Here is an 18,758-nt window from a genome sequence, read left to right as displayed (position 1 = left end):
TTTCATTATTTATTTTCTTTCTTCGTTCAGTTTGCTGATAATTAAATTCTTTATATCTTCTGTATCAGCACTAAGAATATATCTGCGGAAAGCACGGCTTTCCTCAAGCAGTTTATTTAAATATTTCCAGGCAATTCTAGTTTTAGAAGGTCTTTCTATTCCATTTTTGGAGACTACTAGATTGTTATAATCCAAATATTCATAATCTATAAACCCTCTGCCTGACAAATAATCTATTCCCCTTCTCACTGTATTTTCTTGTTCAGAGAGAAATAATGCAGCTTTTTCAATAGAGAAAATTCTATTTTCGTTTACAAAAACATATTTAATCATAGCAGTCAATTTTTTTATAAACTCCTCAATATTTTTAATATTTTCAGCAGCAGAATAAATTTCAATATATTCTGCACCGGTCATTACTACAGCTTCTGCCAAAATATCGGCTGATGGTGGAATACTGAGAAAAGCTATACATTTTGCCTTTTTATAGTAGAAACGGTTAATGAGTGGATAAATATTTTCCTCGGTTCTACCTTCTAAAAAATAAGCTGTTCCTTCTTTACCAGCTTCAGCATCTTTAATATTTTTATTTCTAAAATCTCTTACTTCCAGCTTTATATCAGCTGATTTTTCCTTTTTTATCTTTTCAGTTTCAGTCTCAATAAGTGATTTGATTTCCAGCTGCAGACTTCTACTGCCATTATAAATATTTTCATTCAGTGTATATAAAACCCTTATTTTTTCCTTAATTTTAACTTCATCTGCCCACCACCACAGAGCAGTAAAATGATTTAAACCATCACTCAAAACAAATTTTTTATGATTTTCTGCAATTATTCTAGAACTAATTATCTTTATTCCATTAACTGAAAAAATAGGTTCAGGATTTGCCTCACCAAAAGGAGCCATCATTCTCAATTTGCTGTAAAAATCTTCATCAATTTCATTAAATTTAAGTTCTATATCTGCTTTAGGTTTATAGCTGCTGCTTAAATTTATCATACTGCAGTTCAGCAGCTGATTTAATCTAATTTTTAATTTCTCCAGTTGAGATGGTTTTAAAGAAAATCCGGCTGCTGCCGCATGTCCTCCATATTTGACCAGCAGATCTGAACACTGCTTTATTATTTCATTTATATTTACACCCTCTACAGATCTGGCAGAGGCTGTTATTAATTCTCCTGTTTTATTTTTAGTCATCAGTACAGTAGGAATATTATAGTTTTCACTTATCCTACCTGCAGCTATGCCGATAACCCCCTGGTGCCAGTCAGGATTATATCTGATCAAAGCTCTCTGCTCAGTTGACATATTATTTTCCAAATCTTTGACAATTTCTGAAGTTATTGTTTTTCTTCTTCTATTTATATCTATTAATTCTGCAGTAAGTTCAGCTGCTTCTATTTTACTATCTGTCAGCAGAAGTTTCAATCCTTTAGCTGCATCATCCATTCTACCAGGTGAATTTAATACAGGACCAAGCTGAAACCCCAGCACCTGTTCATTTATATCACCTGCAGAAATATTCAGTTCTTTATAAAGTGTTTTTAAACCAATTCGATCCGTATTTTTTAAATATTTAAGACCTATCTGATATAAATATCTATTTTCTCCAACAAGTGGAACAACATCTGCAATTATAGCAAGCAGAAGAAGATCATAATATTCCTTCTCTTTGCCGGACAGTCCTAATTTTTTGTAAAGTGCTTTCAGCAGAAAAAATGCCATTCCCGCACCAGGAAGCCAGTAAGCCCTATGATTTTCTGGCAGCAGTCTTGGAGAAAGAACATAATCTGCATTTGGGAGTTTTTCCGGCAGTTCATGATGATCTGTAATAACTATTTCTAAACCCATTTTCCTGGCAAATTCTACTTCTTTATGGTTTGTAATACCACAATCACAACTTATAATTAAATCAACTCTGTCACTATATGCTTCTATCACATCTCGATTTAAGCCATATCCTTCTTTAAATCTATCAGGAATATGATAATATACATTTTCGGTTAAATCAGATAGTCCACCTGTTAATATAGATGTAGATGTAATTCCATCAACATCATAATCTCCATAAATAAGTATTTTTTTATTTTTCTCTATTCTGTCAATTATAAATTGAGCGGCATTCATTAGATCTGGAAATTCTTCACAGTCAGCCGCATCATAGTATTCTGGATTAATATAACTTTTTACATCACTTAAACTGCTGAAACCCCTTTTAATTAAAAGAGAAGCAATCTTTTTATTCCCAATATATCTCTCAATCTGTTTTCTTTTAAAATCCCTATTACTGGAAACTTTAGATTTCATAATTACACCTCAAAACTAAAATTCTAATTCTTCTATCTCCTCCCAATTTAAATCCATATCTAAATCTTCTTCAAAAATCTCTTTTTCTTCAGTTTGTTTACTGCGGCAGATAGGTCTGTACTCACAGTAGCGGCAAATATTGAGGTTATCGGTCATTGGAAACTCATCTTCCATTAAAATTTTTTCAACCAGTTCTTCAAAATAAATGCTGTCATTAAAGAAATTTTTATCACTATAATTAACAATTTTTTTTTCTTCAGGAAAACGCGGATTCCAGAATATTAAATCCGGATTGTTCTGAATATCAAATTTATCTGAATAATATTTCTGACCTACTTTTTTAAACAGATAAAGATAAAATCTACTCTGAGTAGAATTTTCCAGTTCTTTTTTCAGCAGGCTTTTTTTATCTGTTTTCCAGTCATATAGTTCTATCAGCTTTTTACCTTTATTGTAATAAAGGAGATCATATTTTGCCAAAAATTTAAATTGTTTTTGACGATAGCGAAGTTCCTGTTCAGCCGAAATAATATATTGAGAATAAGGCAGAAAACGCTTTAATCTTTTTAACCATACATTTAATTCTGGATCCTCAACAATCTGATGCTGTATACTGCCACCTAAATAATACCTTTCAGCCAGCAGATGAAATTTCCTCCCTTTTTCCAGCTCTTTTTCTGTCTCTGCATCTATTCCCCATTCAGCAGGCCAGTAAAGACCATCAATATATCTATACTGAAATCTCTTCCTGCATTTTTGAAAGATATCCAGAGCAGACTGACTAAAATACAAATCATGCAGTTTATTATCAGACATTTTTATTCCTCCAGTTTTTTTCCGCATTATCAATAAATTGATCCAGAATATTAAATGCTGCAGCTGCTTCTTTTTCCCATTTTTTACCCTGCTTCTGATGAGCTGATAAATAAAGATTTTCTTTAGCTCTGCTTATACCAACATATATGAGCCTGATTCTTTCCGCAATTATTTCCTGCCTGGCCTTTACTTCAGGATTTTTTGCGAATTTATCTTTCAGTATTTCCTCCAGCTGTGCCTTTGCTGCTGCTTCTGGGTTTTTAATTTCTTCACTGAGGTAAAATTTTTCACTGCGAAAATAGTCTTCTTCAGTATGCTGAAACTGGTCTGAAGTCAATGCACCTAAAAATACAGTGTCCCACTCCATACCTTTTGCTTTGTGAATTGTTGAAAGGGTGACTTTGTCAGCTGCAGGTTCAAAACCATCCAGATCATTTAAAGTTACTATAAAGTGCTTTAATCTATCTTTTAAAGAAGGCATTTCTCCCAGCAGCTGATCAAGCCGCCAGGCAGGATGCTGATTTAAAAGGCGGCTGAACTGAAGTGCTAAATTTTGAACTACAGCAAGTTTTTTCCCTTCCAGTTTTATTCTTTCAGCAATAAACAGAAGGAGTTCATCAGGGGGGATTTCTGATGCTGCTTCCAGCCATCCCTGTATTCTATTTAAATTTTTATAAAACTCATTAAAAAATTTATTTCTTCTTATTTCTCCTGAAAAATTATTGCAGCTCAAACCTGCATCAGGATAGATCAAACTTCTGACATCATTACTATCAATTATATTTTTGCTGAATAAATATTTTTCCTCTTCCTCTTTATAAAAAATTTCCCTAAATAACATCTTTAATTTATCTTTTTGATGAGGGTAGGTCAAAAAATTAAGTATTACTTCTATTTCATTAAAATAATTATCCCCACTGCTGCTGCCTGTAATTTGATATTCAAACCCCATTGAATTTATCTCGGCTCCTATCTTTTCCAGCTGATATCCGGCCGGCATAAGTACTGCCACAGTTTTGCCGTCATTTTTTTCTGCCATGCGGACAGAATTGCGTGCCAAAAATTTAGCCTCCATCTCCCAGGTCTTAAATAATCTTGATCCTATTTTATAGCTGTCTGGTACTGGATTGGGCATCGGGTCATCTTCTGGCACAGGTCTTATATATCTTTCTTCTAACGGAGAAAACCCTTTATCTGAAAATTCTTCTGTACTCCAGCGGACAAGATAATTAGCCAGATCTATAATGTCTCTGCTGCTTCTGCCGGACATTGTTAATTTCTGTACAGAAACATCATCCTTACTACAGAATGATCTAAAAATCTCTGGATCTGACATGGTAAAGGTACCTGTAATAGCCTGATTGCTATCTCCCACTCTCACAAAATTTTTTTCACTGCCTGCCAGCAGGTAAAGCATCTCTTCCTGTGCTCTATTGGAATCCTGTGCTTCATCTTCGAAAATATATTTATAATCTTCTGCCATTCTCTGACAGAAGTCGCTGTCTTCTTTCAGCAGCTTCAGGCTGTGCTGAACAAGGTCATCAAAATCAAGCAGTCCATCTGCAGCCAGTCTATCTGAATATTCTTCATATATTTCTGCCAGCCAGCTTAAAAGTTTAAATTTTTTGTTATCTATTTGATCTGTAATTTGTTTTAGCTTTCTACTGGAAATTAAGTTTAATTTAAAATAAGAAATCATTGTAGAAACAAAATCAGGAAAATCATTCTGTCTCCATTTATCAGCATATTCGTTAAATCTATAATAATTTTGATCTAAATCAAAAAAATCCATCAGGCGGTCGCGATTTTTCCCTGCCCATATACCGGATATTCTTCTGATAAGTGAATATCTCTGTCCACCATCTACCAGCTCAAATTCCTTATTGATTAGCCTTGCTTCGGGTTTTTCTTTAATAATTCCTAAGGCCAGGGAATGAAGAGTTTTAACAGTATATCCTCTGCTGCGAGGGCGACCTCTATCTGCCAAAAAATCTCCAATTTTTTTACGAAAATTTGCTGCGGCAGAATTCATATAAGTAACAATTAATACTTTTTGATTTCCATTAATTTTCTCGTCAATCAATTTTGCCGCCAGATAGGCAAGTACTGTAGTCTTTCCTGCCCCAGGTACCGCCGGAATTGCCAGCATACCACCGCTGTAGTTCAAAATCTTCTTCTGTTCTGGTCTGGGTTTAAACTTCATTATTTTCTCTCCTAACCATAATCCATTTATATAATGGGCCATCCTGTTCCCATCCCATGCTGTTTAAAAAACTATCAGTAAATATAATTCCATTATTGACTTTATTGACTAAATTTATTAAAAAATCACTCAACTGCCTCCTCCTTATATTTTGATCAATTTTGTCATTCCATTCTTTTTTAATTTTCCACTGATCGGTAAATATATAAGGATTAACCAGCTCTTTTGCAATACTTCTCAACCAGTTTTCACTAGAAATATCAATTAAAAACATATATTCTACCCCATCGGTTTCTGGTGAAAAAAGAAATTTATAGGGAGTTGAAAGAATGATTCTCTCTTTTTTTTCCTCTTCCAGAAAAAGGGTGTCGGCTGCAAGTGTACCCTCATAAATCATATCAATATATCTGCCGCTGAGGTCATCATTCTGCATATGAAAGTTGCTGACTGCTTCTCTAAATCTAGCCACAGATTCAATCATCTGTTTGCAGGCAAAAATATCCTCTCGTGATGGATTGAGGGGAGATAAAAGCTGGCTGAATACCGCCTGGAAAAAATGCTCTATTTCCAGTTCTTCATTTTCTTTTTCCTTCAGCCATTTTTTTAAGTAATCATATCTTTCACTGCCTGCAAAACCAATTTTTTCTCTAATGTTTTTATCATCAAGATCTATCAGCCTCATGCCGGCAGCTGCTATTTCTTCTGCCAGCAGTGAACTCCTCACAGGATCCAATTCCAGGAGCAGAGAAAATGTCTGCTGCAGAGCCGATATGCCTATCATTTCTGTTCTATTTTTATAAAAAAGATATAGTATAACTAAAGCTCGGGCAAATGGTATATCTACAAGTTTTTTCGATTTATTTAAATTATTTAATTTATAGCCATGTTTTTCTAAAATATGGTTTAAACTAAACAGAAGAACCTTATCTATCTGGGGAGAAATTACAGCGATATCTTCAGCTTTAACACCCTGTTCAATTAAAAAAATAATTTTTCTGCCCAGCTTTATAAGCATATCACCTCTAAGTTCACTATCTATTTCACCTTTAAACAGAGGTGATTCAACAAACTTTTTCTTCCCCATTTCTATTACTGATTTTATTTCCTGTTCTAAATTATCACTTTCAGCTGGCGAAGTAAAATTGTTTTCTAAATCAATAATACTTTCTGCATCTTCTAAAAATAACTTTTTAGAAAGCTGGGGATTACCCCCAAAAAACCTATTGAATCCTCCATGCTCATTATATGTAAGATATCCATCTGTACCCATGTCGATTATTTTTTTTATAAACTTCTGTCCTGATGGAACCATTTTTTCCAGATCATCAACTAAAATGTGTTTATAATTTTTTTCTAAAAAACTATAGTAATCTTTATTTTTAAGCATATTATTATTAAACAGGCTTACTGATAGTGAATAATCCAGCAGCCTATATTTTATGCAAAAAGCCCGAAAAATTTCCATAATCTCTAAAGATTCTTCAATATATTTTTTCTTCTCCATATCACCATTAGTAGAATAAATCAGTCTGTTTTTCAAGTCATCTAATGACAGAAGATTAAATGCAGCCAGGTTTAGATTATCAATTAGCTGAACAGCTATCTGAACTGATTTAGCTTTTATGTTTTTAAAAAAATTTTTTTTGCTGCGAAATTTTTCTACATAATTACTCATCAAAAAATGAGAAGTTTCTATAGTCATAAAAGTTGGTTCAATAACTGATCTGTCATCCTTAATGTTTTCCTCAAGCAGCGGCCAGTGTTTTTTTATTTCTGAGTTAACAAAACCAAAATAAGTGTATATATTTAGATTTCCAGCAGTCATTAAGTTAATGTTTTCTCTAAAATTTCTTACATTCTGAGCACTGCTGAGAAAAACAAGTATATCTTCTGTACCATTATTTTTAGCTATACTGTGATATTTTTTTAATAATTCAGTAGTTTTTCCACTACCACCTGACCCTCTATAAATTGTGTGCATTTTAACCACCTTAAGTTATCTCAATAATAAACCAAATAATTAAAATAATCTGCAGGAAAAATCTTGCTGCAGTTCCTGCAAAAAATCCCATAATAGCACTCAAAGCCAGTTTAAAAGAGTTTTCTCTATCTCTGCTTTTCCAGTACTCTAAAGCAAAGATAAACAAAAAAGGAGCTACAGCAATACCAACTGGTCCCAGAAAAATTATCCCAACCACCAGCCCCACAGCTGCTGCAAGCATTGTATCTCTGCCGCCACCCCTTTTTTTGATAAAATAAATATTTGCCAGATAATCGGCAGAAAATATCAGCAGTGTCAGCAGTATAGAAGCAGTCCAAAAATAAGGGGAATATAAGGTTCCAGACATTACAAATCTATAAAGAAGTATAGCAATCCAGAAAAACAATGAATCTGGAAGTGCCGGAATAAAAACTCCTATAATATTAAAAATAAGCAGTACAGCAGTTAAAAAAATTATAAATAATTCCAATATTTATTTCCCCTCGTATAATATGATTAGTGACATTAAATAAAGTCACTTTATATTAATTTCTTTTCATTTAAGTTAATTTTAACCCCTTGTAAATGGACTGTCAAGCTAATTACATAAATAGACTTTCCCCATTTTTTATATACTGCTGCAAAAAGGGGAGATGCAGGAATATTGAAATTTTTAGTCAATGAATCTTAACGAAATGAAGGAAGAAACAGGGTTGAACTGCAGGATGGAGTGAGCTAATCATGAGTCAGGAGGACTCATTGATTAGTGTGCCCTATTTCACACCCGAATTGAGTTTTAGATAAATCTAAAAATTTCGTTGATGACTAAAGCCCCCTTTTTGCAGCTTGAAAATAAATTTTGGGGAAACTCCTTAATTACATAAGGAGTTCTCCCTAAATTATTTTTAAAGTTATAAAAAAATTCGTAATAAATGAAATTTATACATGTTTATTCTTAAGTGACCTTATTACCCAGAAATTAAAATTAAATTTGGAAGATATTCTCTTTTAAAAAAAATACCTCCAAATAGACAGCCTAATTAATTAGGCTGTCCACTTTGGAAGTATCCATAAGATCAGTATTATCTTTAAAAACTATATTATTATATTTCAATATTCGTATTTGTACTACAAAGAATTATCTTTAACTATTGTCTTCAACTGCAGCTATAACTTCCTCAATATCAGGAAGTTCAGGTATATCATAAACCTTAAACCAGAGAATCTCACCACTGTCATCTACCAAAATATTTACCCGACCTGAAATTCCTTTTTCTTCAATAAATATTCCCAGCTGATCAGCAAACCCACCATGCGGCCAGAAATCTGACAGTATCTTTAGTTTTTCAAGTCCCATATCTCCAGCCCAGGCTTTTTTAGATGGAACAGGATCAACACTTAAACCAACTGCAGCTGTATTATTTTCTGCAAACTTATCATAATTTTTCTCAAGTGCCTTCATCTGCTTGGTGCAGACACCTGTCCAGGCCAGTGGATGAAAAGAAAGAAGAACATTAGTTCCTTTAAAATCAGATAGACTTACTTCCTCACCATTTTGATCATTTAACTTAAATTCTGGAATTTTGTCTCCTACATTCAATTTCATACTATCTCCTCCTGTTTTAAATTACGTTACGTCAAATCTAAAAAATTATCTTTAGTAATTAACTATAGTTTACTTCAATTTTTTATTAATAGCAAGTTAATATTTTACAAAAATGCAGATATTATTATTTTTAGAGTTGCAAAAATGTTGAACTCCTTTTATAATATACATTAAATCTGGATAGACCTACTGTTGAAGCAGTATATAAAAATAGGTTTAAAATAGGAGCAAATAAAATGACAAAAAAACTTTATTATCAAAATCCATATCTTACTGAATTTCAGGCAAAAATACTGGATATTAAAGAAAAAGATAATTTTTTTCATCTTTTACTTGATCAAACAGCATTTTATCCTGGAGGTGGTGGACAACCCGCAGATAAAGGCACTATAAATGATATTGAGGTAAAAGAAATTTATACTGAAAAAGACAAAATATTTCATGTAATAACAAAAATGCCTGATACAAATTTAATTAAAGGTGTAATTAACAAAAAATTTCGCCTGGAAATGATGCAGCAGCATTTAGGTCAGCACCTTTTATCTGCTGTCCTATACAAAAATTTTTCTGCCAGAACCGTTGGCTTTCACCTCAGTGAAAACAATCTAACAATTGATATAGATAAAGTTCTCAATCCTGCACAGATTGAAAAAACAGAAAAAATAGCAAATGATATAATTTACAGTAATCTGGATGTAAAAAAAATTTATCCAGGAGAAGAAGAATTAAAAAATATGCCTCTGAGAAAAAAACCCTCTGTTTCAGATAACATTAGAATTATAGCAGTGGGTAATTATGATTTTTCTCCCTGTGGAGGGACACATCCAGAAACTACAGCAGAAGTAGGAATTATAAAGATCAATGAATTTGAAAACTATAAAAATGGATTGAGAATACATTTTTCCTGTGGTATAAGAGCTTTAAAAAATTATGCTAAAAAAGAAAAAATTCTTCAAAAAACAGTTGAAATTTTATCTGTACCTGAAGAACAAATTACTAAACGAGTAAATAAATTGCTGACAGAAAATAAAAATCTGCAGAAGGAAAAAAAATTTATTAAAAATAGACTTCTTAAATTTTTAGCAGAAAAACTGCTCAGTGAAAGTGAGGATTATGCAGGAATTAAATTTATTTCTAAAATATTTTCCGACCAAAAAATCATTACACAAAATGAACTCTCATACTTAGCTTCAGAGCTAACTAAAAACAAAGATGTTGTATTTATCTCTTCTCTTAATATAAATGGAATATGCAGATTTATTTTTAGCCGCTCCAAAAATATTAACAGCCTTAATATGCAGCAGATACTGAATCAGGCACTGGAAATAACTGGTGGAGGAGGTGGAGGCAGCAGCCTTACTGCACAGGGGGGTGGTGGTGATGCATCTAAAGTTAAAACAGCCTTTGCAGAAGTTAAAAACAGCATCTTAGAAAAGATATCTTAATGAACCTCCCCCTAAATCACAATTAAATTTAGCAGAAATTCATTTTTACCATTTTTTAATAAAATTGCAATTTAAAAATTTATCACTGCTGGAACTTTACTTATTAACTTTATTGTGCTATAATATTTTTTGTTGATAATTAACTGGCTGTGGCGCAGCTTGGTAGCGCGCTTCGTTCGGGACGAAGAGGTCCGGGGTTCAAATCCCCGCAGCCAGACCATTTCATTTTATATACTTTAAGAACAAAACCGACCTGATCAGGTCGGTTTTTAGTATTTATTCTGCTAAAAATATTTTTTTATACTTATAGTGGTTATAATAGTGCTTATAATTTTTTTATAATTGAATCTGCAATAACAATACCAGATACAGATGCCTGCATTAAACCTCTTGTAATGCCTGCTCCATCACCACCGGTATAAAAATTTTTAATTTTTGTTTCCAGATTTTGATCTACTTCAAGTCTGGAAGAATAAAATTTCACTTCAACACCATAAAGAAGAGTATCTCGGGAATAAAGACCTGGAGCAAGGTTATCCAGAGCTTCAAGCATTTCCATAATTCCGGTTAAATGTCTGTGCGGCAGAACAAGTGACAGATCCCCTGGAGTAGCGCCTTTAAGAGTGGGATCAACTATACTCCTGGCCAGCCGTGTACTGGTAGATCTCCGGCCCTGCAGCAGGTCCCCCAGTCTCTGAACCAGAACACCTCCTGCCAGCAGATTTGCAAGCTTTGCTATATCTTTACCATATGTAATAGGTTCATGAAATGGTTCAGTAAATGTTTTACTAACAAGCAGAGCAAAATTTGTATTTTCAGTTTTTATATCAGAATGACTGTGTCCGTTAACTGTAATAAGCCCCTGATTATTTTCACTGACTACTTCTCCATAAGGAGACATACAGAAAGTCCTCACTTTATCATCAAAAGTAGGTGTCTGATATATTAATTTTGATTCATAAATATTATCGGTTAGATATTCTGTTATGACAGCAGGACATTCAACCCGCACACCTATGTCAACTGGATTTATAGCCGTATTTATGCCCATTTTTTTCGCTTCACTGCTCAGCCATTCTGCATTTTCTCTCCCAGCTCCTACAACAACAAAATCTGCATAAATTACTTTTCCGGATGCAGTTTTCACTCCTTTTATTTCATTTTTTTCTGTAATAATTTTTTTAACATTTTCTCCAAATCTAATTTCTACTCCTTTACTGGCAAGATAGTCCTGCATATTCTGCAGTACTACTTTACTGTAACCTGTTCCAAGATGACGCAGTTTAGCCGGTATAAATTTAAGGCTTGATTTAATAGCCTTTTTCTTTATTTCATCTAATTTATCTCCTTTAACTCCAAAAACTCTTTCTGGTGCACCAAATTCCATATAAATATCATCAGCATATTCTATATGTTCAATTAATGATTTTTCTCCAATATATTTTTCTAGATTACCGCCAATTCTTGGTGAAAGGGACAGTTTTCCATCACTAAAAGCTCCAGCTCCTCCCCAGCCTGAAACGACTGCGCAGCTGGGACAATTGACACATCCAGTGCCAGGATTTTCTTTCATTGGACAAACTCTGTGTTCAAGATCTGTACCTTTTTCTAAAATTAGAATATCAATATTTTTTTCTTTTTTTACAAATTCAATTGCAGTAAATATTCCTGTTGGACCAGCACCAATAATTATTACATCATATTTTTGGCTGTTCATACGATTAATACCCTCCAGATTTTAACTATTCTTTACCATAGTCCATCAATAATATTCTATATTATTAATACAAATCCTTTATTTTTTATAATTCTATTTTAAAGCATATATATTTGCCTCAATTTGTGTAAACAGCAGAAGCAGATCTTATTTATTTAAAATTAAAAATTCCCTGCAGACTGATATGCTGAAACACATCTGCAGGGAGCATAATTTATTCACTTTCAAGTCGATTTAAAATTAAATTATATCCATCTTCTCCATATTCTAAAGAACGTTTTACCCGACTTATTGTTGCAGTACTTACTCCTGTCTCCTCAACAATATGGTCATAGGTATACCCGTTTTTTAACATTCGAGCTACCTCTAGCCGCTGTCCCAAAGCTTTTATTTCACCAATTGTAGCAATATCACAAAAAAAACGATAACATTCATCTACATTTTCCAGCTTTAATACAGCTTTAAATAACTGTTCTGTAAATCTATCTCTAATCTCTTTAGACAAGTACTACACCCCTTTTCTTTTATTTACTCCCATTCGATAGTTCCAGGGGGTTTAGAAGTAATATCATATACAACCCGATTTACTTCTTTTACCTGATTTACTATTTTAACTGATATAGACTGCAGTAAATCATAAGGTAATTTCGCCCAGTCAGCTGTCATAGCATCATCACTTGTCACAGCTCTAAGAATCACTGGATAGCCATAGGTTCTCTCATCCCCCATAACACCAACACTCCGCAAATCCGGAAGAACAGCAAAGGACTGCCATATTTCTTTATATAAACCTGCTTCTTTAATTTCTTCCTGTATTACAGCATCTGCATCTCTTAGGATTTTTAATTTTGCTTCATCTATTTCTCCAATTATTCTGATAGCAAGTCCCGGGCCTGGAAATGGCTGCCTCCAGACGATTTCTTCCGGAAGTCCAACTACCTCACCAATTTTCCTTACCTCATCCTTAAACAAAAAGCGCAGTGGTTCTACCAGATCAAATTCCATATCTTCAGGCAGTCCCCCAACATTATGGTGGCTTTTTATTGTAGCAGCCTTATCTGTACCACTTTCTATAACATCAGAATAAATTGTTCCCTGAACAAGGTATTTCACATCTTCAAGTTTAGATGCTTCTTCTTCAAATACACGGATAAATTCGTTTCCAATAATTTTTCTTTTTGTTTCTGGATCACTTACACCGATGAGTCGGTTTAAAAATCTCTCTCGTGCATCCACATATACTAATGGTATATTAAACTCTTCACCAAAAGTTCTCCTCACCTGTTCTGCTTCCCCTTTACGCAGCAGTCCATGATCAACAAAAATACAGGTCAACTGATCCCCAATAGCTTTATGCACGATTGCAGAAGCTACAGCAGAATCTACCCCACCAGAAAGACCGCAAATTACTCTGCCTGTTCCAACCTGATTCTGAATTCTATCCACTTCTTCATTTATATAATCCGCCATATTCCAGCTGGCTCTAACCTTACAAATTTTAAAAAGAAAATTATGAAGAATAGTTTTTCCCTGTACAGTATGTAGTACTTCTGGATGAAACTGAACACCATAAAAATCTCTCTCATTATCTGACATTGCTGCTACTGGAGTCAGATCTGTTCTGCCAATAATTTCAAAACCTTCGGGTACTTTCTGTACGTGGTCTCCATGGCTCATCCAGACCTGTTTTTTATTATCCAGCCCATCAAAAAGACTTTTATTAGTAAAAATTTCTAATTCAGCTTTTCCATATTCACCATGTTCGGCCTTTTCTACAACTCCCCCTTCAAGCAGCTGAGCCATAAGCTGCATACCATAACAGATTCCCAAAATAGGAATTCCCAGCTCAAATACAGCGCTGTTTACACCAGGTGCACCTTCTGATGTAACACTATCCGGACCTCCAGAAAAAATTATTCCATCTGGATTTATTTCTTTTATTTCATCTAAAGCAATATCATGTGGTTTAATTACAGAATAAACATTAAATTCTCTCACTCGACGTGCAATAAGCTGACTGTACTGCCCGCCAAAATCGAGAATAAGTATTTTATTGTATTCCATTCAAATCTCCTTTCCAACTCTTTTTACTTTCCTGCTTTTTTTAACTAAAGTATTTTTTAAAGTATACAGTCAATTATAGTTAATTGTCAAGAAAAAACTCTTCAGATAAGGAATCAAGGAATCTCTCCTTCACCTGAAGAGTTTTTAAAATTAATCTTTTTTTATTCTCAAAAATTACTCATTATCTATAGCTGATTGAGCAGCTGCAAGTCGGGCAATAGGAACTCTATAAGGTGAACAGGAAACATAATTTAGACCTGTTCTATGGCAGAAATCTATAGAAGCTGGCTCACCACCATGTTCTCCACAGATACCTACTTTAAGATCCTTATTGCTTTTTCTTCCCATCTTAACAGCCATTTCCATTAACTTACCTACACCTTCCTGATCAAGAACAGAAAAAGGATCTTTGGGTAATATCTCTTCATCTACATATTCACCTATAAATTTACCAGCATCATCACGAGAAAATCCAAACGTCATTTGAGTAAGATCATTAGTTCCAAAGGAGAAGAAATCTGCATGTTTTGCTATTTTATCAGCAAGCAGGGCAGCTCGCGGCACTTCTATCATTGTACCAACTGAGTAATTTATATCAACTCCTGCTTCAGAGATTAGCTCTTCAGCAATCTCTACTGCCATTTTTCTTAAAATAACCAGCTCTTTTTCAGTACCAATAAGTGGGATCATAATATCAGGTTTAACATCATATCCTTCTTCCTGTTTAACTTCTACAGCAGCAGATATAATTGCTCTAACCTGCATTTCATAAATTTCTGGATAAGTTATACCCAAACGACATCCTCTGTGACCGAGCATTGGATTCATTTCTTTTAGATCTTCTACTGTTCTCTTCAGCTCATCTGCAGTAATACTTAATTCTTTTGCCAGAGCTTTTATATCTTTCTCAGTGTTGGGCAAAAATTCATGTAGAGGTGGATCCAGCAGACGGATAGTAACATTTAAATCTTTCATTACTTTAAATATACCTTTAAAATCTTCTTTTTGATACGGGAATAATTTATCCAGTGCTTTCATTCTCTTACTTTTACTGCTGGAAACAATCATTTCTCTTACAGCCATAATTCTTTCACTGTCAAAGAACATATGCTCTGTCCGACAGAGGCCTATACCTTCTGCTCCAAAATCTAAAGCTACTTCAGCATCATGTGGAGTATCAGCATTTGTCCAGACACCAAGTTTTCTGTATTCATCTGACCATTCCATCAGTATCTTAAAGTTTTCTGTTAAAAATGCATCGGTTGTTTCCACGATTCCAGCGTAAACCTCTCCAGTAGTTCCGTTAAGAGAAACAAAATCTCCTTCTTTAAAGACTCTATCATCAACAGTAAACTGCTTATTTGCTTCATCTACCTTTATTTCACCGGCACCAGCTACACAGCATTTGCCCATTCCACGAGCTACAACAGCTGCGTGTGAGGTCATTCCACCACGTGATGTAAGAATACCCTCAGCCTTAACCATTCCTTCTATATCTTCAGGTGAAGTCTCCTTACGTACTAAAATTACTTTTTCTCCATCTTCTGCTGCTTCTGCTGCTTCTTCAGAAGTAAAATATACTTTACCTGTTGCTGCTCCAGGTGAAGCTGCCAGTCCTTTTGCAAGTATATCAGCTTTTTCTAGTTCTTCATCTTTAAAGTTAGGATGTAAAAGCTGGCTAATATCTTCAGGATCTATCCTCATTATAGCTGTCTCTTTATCAATCAAGCCTTCTTCTTCCATATCTACGGCTATGTTAACTGCAGCATCTGCAGTACGTTTTCCTGTTCTTGTCTGCAGGAGGAATAAATTACCTTCCTGAATAGTAAACTCTATATCCTGCATATCCTTATAATGCTGTTCTAATGTCTCAGTAACATCCATAAATTCTTCATATACTTCAGGCATCAGTTCTTTTAACTCACTAATGTCTTTTGGAGTCCTTATACCAGCAACAACATCTTCTCCCTGAGCATTAAGCAAAAATTCTCCAAATACTTTATTTTCCCCTGTAGCAGGATTTCTGGTAAATGCAACTCCGGTTCCAGAGTTTTCTCCAATATTACCAAAAACCATTGCCTGAATATTAACAGCTGTTCCTAAATCGTGTGGAATATCATTAATGTTTCTATATGATATTGCACGAGAATTATTCCAGGAACTAAAAACAGCTTTTACTGCCATTAAGAGCTGTTCATTTGGGTCCTGTGGAAACTCTATGTTAGTTTTCTTTTTAATTAATTTCTTATAATCATCAATTATATCTTTTAAATCTTCTACTGTCAGTTCAGTATCATTGTCATATCCATTCTTCTCTTTTTTCTTTTCCAGAAAATTATCAAACTGATAACCCGGTATTCCCAGCACAACATTACCAAACATCTGAATCAATCTTCTGTAGCTGTCATAAGCAAATCTCGGATTATTTGTTCTTTCTGCCAGTGCTTCAACACTCTTATCATTAAGGCCGAGGTTGAGCACTGTATCCATCATACCGGGCATAGAAATTACGGCACCGGATCTAACGGATACCAGTAAGGGGTCTTCTAGATCACCAAAATTCTTACCGATCTTTTCTTCAAGTTCTTTCATGTGTTCAAAGATACCTTCTTTTATACTTTCCTCCAGAGTTTCATCCATTTCAAGATATCTTATACAGGCCTCAGTGGTTATTGTAAAACCTGGGGGTACAGGTAATCCTATATTGGTCATCTCCGCCAGATTTGCACCTTTACCACCTAATAATGACTTCATTTCCTTTTTGCCTTCTTCAAAAGAATAGATATACTTTTTCAACAAAACCCCTCCTTTAATTAATTCAAGTCATTGACAATATCAATAATAATACTTGCTGCTTCTTCCACAGCTTTTGTAGTCATATCAATAACTGGACATCCAATTCTCTTCATTACGTTTTCTGCATAATTTAATTCTTCCATTATTTTTTCCAGTGAAACATAATCTACACTGTTGTCCAGTCCTAAAACCTTTATCCGTTCTTTGCGTATTTCAATTAAATCAACTGGGTCTATCGTTAAACCAACAATTTTTTTCTTGGGAATTTGAAATATTTGCTCAGGAACTTTTGCATCTTTAACCAGGGGAATATTTACTACTTTATAGTTTTTGTGAGCAAGATACATGCTGAGTGGTGTTTTTGAGGAACGGGAAACACCGATTAAAACAATATCTGCCTTTAATATCCCTCTTGGATCTTTACCATCATCATATTTTACTGCAAATTCTACTGCTTCAACTCGTTTGAAATAATTTTCATCCAGTTCTCTAATCAGTCCAGGCTGGCGAATCGGGTCACTGTTGAGAAATTCACTAAAAACTTTTAAAGCAGGAGTCATGATATCAATATATGGTATATCTTCTTCAGAACAAACCTTTATTAAATATTCATAAATATCGTCATTTACCATAGTGAATATTACAATAGATTTACTATTTTTAACTTCAACAATAATATCATCTATTGATTCTCTGCTTTCTACATAGGGGTATTTTTTTATTTCATAATCAATGTCTCTAAATTGTTCGGCTGCAGCTCTTGCAACCTGTTCTGCTGTATCTCCTATTGAATCAGATATTATATAAATCTGATAATTGTTTATCATGATATCACCAAACCTCAGCATATTTATTTTTAACTTTATCATTAATTATTATACCATTTTAAAGGAAAAAACTCAATGTTTTACTCTCTTCGAGAAGTTTCCGTATTTTTATTAAAATCATCTTCTGCAGACAAACGTTCCAGCAGTTTTTCTCGGTAATCGACAAATACTTTATCGGTTCTGCAGCGGGGAGGTTGAAGGTCAATCTTTAATTTGTCAGTTATTCGCCCTGGACGCCCGTTTAAAATAATAATTCTATCTGCCAAAAGAATTGCTTCTTCAATATCATGAGTAATAAATAAAATAGTCTTATCCAATTTTTCCTGAATTGATAAAATCCATTCCTGCATGGTAGTTCTTGTCAGTGCATCCAGAGCTCCAAAAGGCTCATCCAGGGCTAGAATATCATTATGTGTTAGCACTGTCCTCAAAAGAGCCGCCCGCTGACGCATACCTCCAGAAAGTTGATCAGGATAATGATTTTCAAATCCTTTCAGGCCAAAGAGGGGAATTAATTTTTCTGCTTCCTGATAAGCTTTTTGAAGATTTTCTTTTTTTATTTCAACTCCGAGCAGCACATTTTCCATTACAGTTCTCCAGGGAAACAGAAGATCTCTCTGCGGCATATAAGCAATATGTCCCCGGGTTCCAGTTATATCTTCACCTTTCAGAAATATTCTTCCTTTATCAGGTTTTTCTAAACCAACTAATATATTAAAGAGGGTACTTTTTCCACAGCCGCTCGGTCCTATTATACAGATAAATTCTCCTCTTTTAACAGATATATTTATTTCAGCCAGCACAGGCAGTAAATCATTGTTTTCTTTATAATCATAATAAATATTTTCTATTTTAAGCAGCATTTTTTCCATAATGACACCCTCTATTTTATTTACTGGACTTTCCCCATTTTTTATATACTGCTGCAAAAAGGGGAGATGCAGGAATATTGAAATTTTTAGTCAATGAATCTTAACGAAATGAAGGAAGAAA

13 protein-coding genes and 1 tRNA gene are annotated in these 18,758 nt (G+C 34.0%); 2 read left to right on the top strand and 12 right to left on the bottom strand.

The genetic code is table 11. The annotated features are described in order from the left end of the window. Positions 1-9 precede the first annotated feature (9 nt). The 6 genes from recJ to DER71_RS07400 all read right to left on the bottom strand — a co-directional run bounded on the left by recJ (position 10) and on the right by DER71_RS07400 (position 8,916). A complete protein-coding gene (gene recJ, locus DER71_RS07425) occupies positions 10-2,310 on the bottom strand; it encodes a single-stranded-DNA-specific exonuclease RecJ (protein ID WP_114457610.1) in 2,301 nt (766 codons plus the stop codon). Positions 2,311-2,325: 15 nt separating this feature from the next. Then, positions 2,326-3,126 (bottom strand): PD-(D/E)XK nuclease family protein, encoded by an 801-nt coding sequence (locus DER71_RS07420; RefSeq protein ID WP_114457611.1) that lies wholly within the window; start codon positions 3,124-3,126, stop codon positions 2,326-2,328. Further along, positions 3,119-5,329, bottom strand: a complete 2,211-nt coding sequence (locus DER71_RS07415) for an ATP-dependent helicase (protein ID WP_114457612.1) — start codon at positions 5,327-5,329, stop codon at positions 3,119-3,121. The genes DER71_RS07420 and DER71_RS07415 overlap by 8 nt, the downstream gene beginning before the upstream one ends. Further along, positions 5,319-7,310 (bottom strand): UvrD-helicase domain-containing protein, encoded by a 1,992-nt coding sequence (locus tag DER71_RS07410; protein WP_114457613.1) that lies wholly within the window; start codon positions 7,308-7,310, stop codon positions 5,319-5,321. Before DER71_RS07410 ends, DER71_RS07415 begins: the two co-directional genes overlap by 11 nt. Before the next feature lie 10 nt (positions 7,311-7,320). Continuing rightward, the gene (locus DER71_RS07405) at positions 7,321-7,800 is read right to left on the bottom strand and encodes a DUF456 domain-containing protein (RefSeq protein WP_114457614.1); all 480 of its coding nucleotides are present in this window, start codon (positions 7,798-7,800) and stop codon (positions 7,321-7,323) included. A 654-nt stretch (positions 7,801-8,454) separates the two neighbouring features. Further along, positions 8,455-8,916, bottom strand: coding sequence for a peroxiredoxin (locus DER71_RS07400; RefSeq protein WP_114457615.1), 462 nt, complete (start codon positions 8,914-8,916; stop codon positions 8,455-8,457). 236 nt (positions 8,917-9,152) lie between these two features. Here DER71_RS07400 and DER71_RS07395 point away from each other — a divergent pair, with 236 nt between their 5' ends. Both DER71_RS07395 and DER71_RS07390 read left to right on the top strand, forming a co-directional pair. Continuing rightward, on the top strand, positions 9,153-10,361 hold the full coding sequence (locus DER71_RS07395; protein ID WP_114457616.1) for a DHHA1 domain-containing protein: 1,209 nt from the start codon (positions 9,153-9,155) through the stop codon (positions 10,359-10,361). A gap of 143 nt (positions 10,362-10,504) precedes the next feature. Beyond that, a tRNA-Pro gene (locus DER71_RS07390) sits at positions 10,505-10,581 on the top strand. Positions 10,582-10,686: 105 nt separating this feature from the next. On the opposite strand, the gene DER71_RS07385 is transcribed toward DER71_RS07390, so the two are convergent. The 6 genes from DER71_RS07385 to DER71_RS07360 all read right to left on the bottom strand — a co-directional run bounded on the left by DER71_RS07385 (position 10,687) and on the right by DER71_RS07360 (position 18,637). Then, positions 10,687-12,078: an NAD(P)/FAD-dependent oxidoreductase gene (locus tag DER71_RS07385; RefSeq protein WP_114457617.1), complete on the bottom strand. Its 1,392-nt coding sequence runs from the start codon at positions 12,076-12,078 to the stop codon at positions 10,687-10,689. A 214-nt stretch (positions 12,079-12,292) separates the two neighbouring features. After that, on the bottom strand, positions 12,293-12,583 hold the full coding sequence (locus DER71_RS07380; RefSeq protein WP_114457618.1) for a YerC/YecD family TrpR-related protein: 291 nt from the start codon (positions 12,581-12,583) through the stop codon (positions 12,293-12,295). Between the two features lie 23 nt (positions 12,584-12,606). After that, positions 12,607-14,142, bottom strand: coding sequence for a glutamine-hydrolyzing GMP synthase (gene guaA, locus DER71_RS07375; protein WP_114457619.1), 1,536 nt, complete (start codon positions 14,140-14,142; stop codon positions 12,607-12,609). Between the two features lie 174 nt (positions 14,143-14,316). Next, positions 14,317-16,941, bottom strand: coding sequence for a pyruvate, phosphate dikinase (gene ppdK / locus DER71_RS07370; protein WP_369834906.1), 2,625 nt, complete (start codon positions 16,939-16,941; stop codon positions 14,317-14,319). Positions 16,942-16,955: 14 nt separating this feature from the next. Then, positions 16,956-17,765, bottom strand: coding sequence for a pyruvate, water dikinase regulatory protein (locus DER71_RS07365; RefSeq protein WP_114457695.1), 810 nt, complete (start codon positions 17,763-17,765; stop codon positions 16,956-16,958). Positions 17,766-17,845: 80 nt separating this feature from the next. Beyond that, complete coding sequence (locus DER71_RS07360) at positions 17,846-18,637, bottom strand: ABC transporter ATP-binding protein (RefSeq protein ID WP_114457621.1); 792 nt, start codon at positions 18,635-18,637, stop codon at positions 17,846-17,848. Positions 18,638-18,758: the final 121 nt, after the last annotated feature.

It is taken from the genome of Halanaerobium sp. DL-01, assembly GCF_003338615.1.
GTDB lineage: Bacteria > Bacillota > Halanaerobiia > Halanaerobiales > Halanaerobiaceae > QPJE01.
The sequence above is the reverse complement of the archived record's forward strand: the minus strand, read 5'-3'. Positions and strand labels throughout refer to the sequence as shown.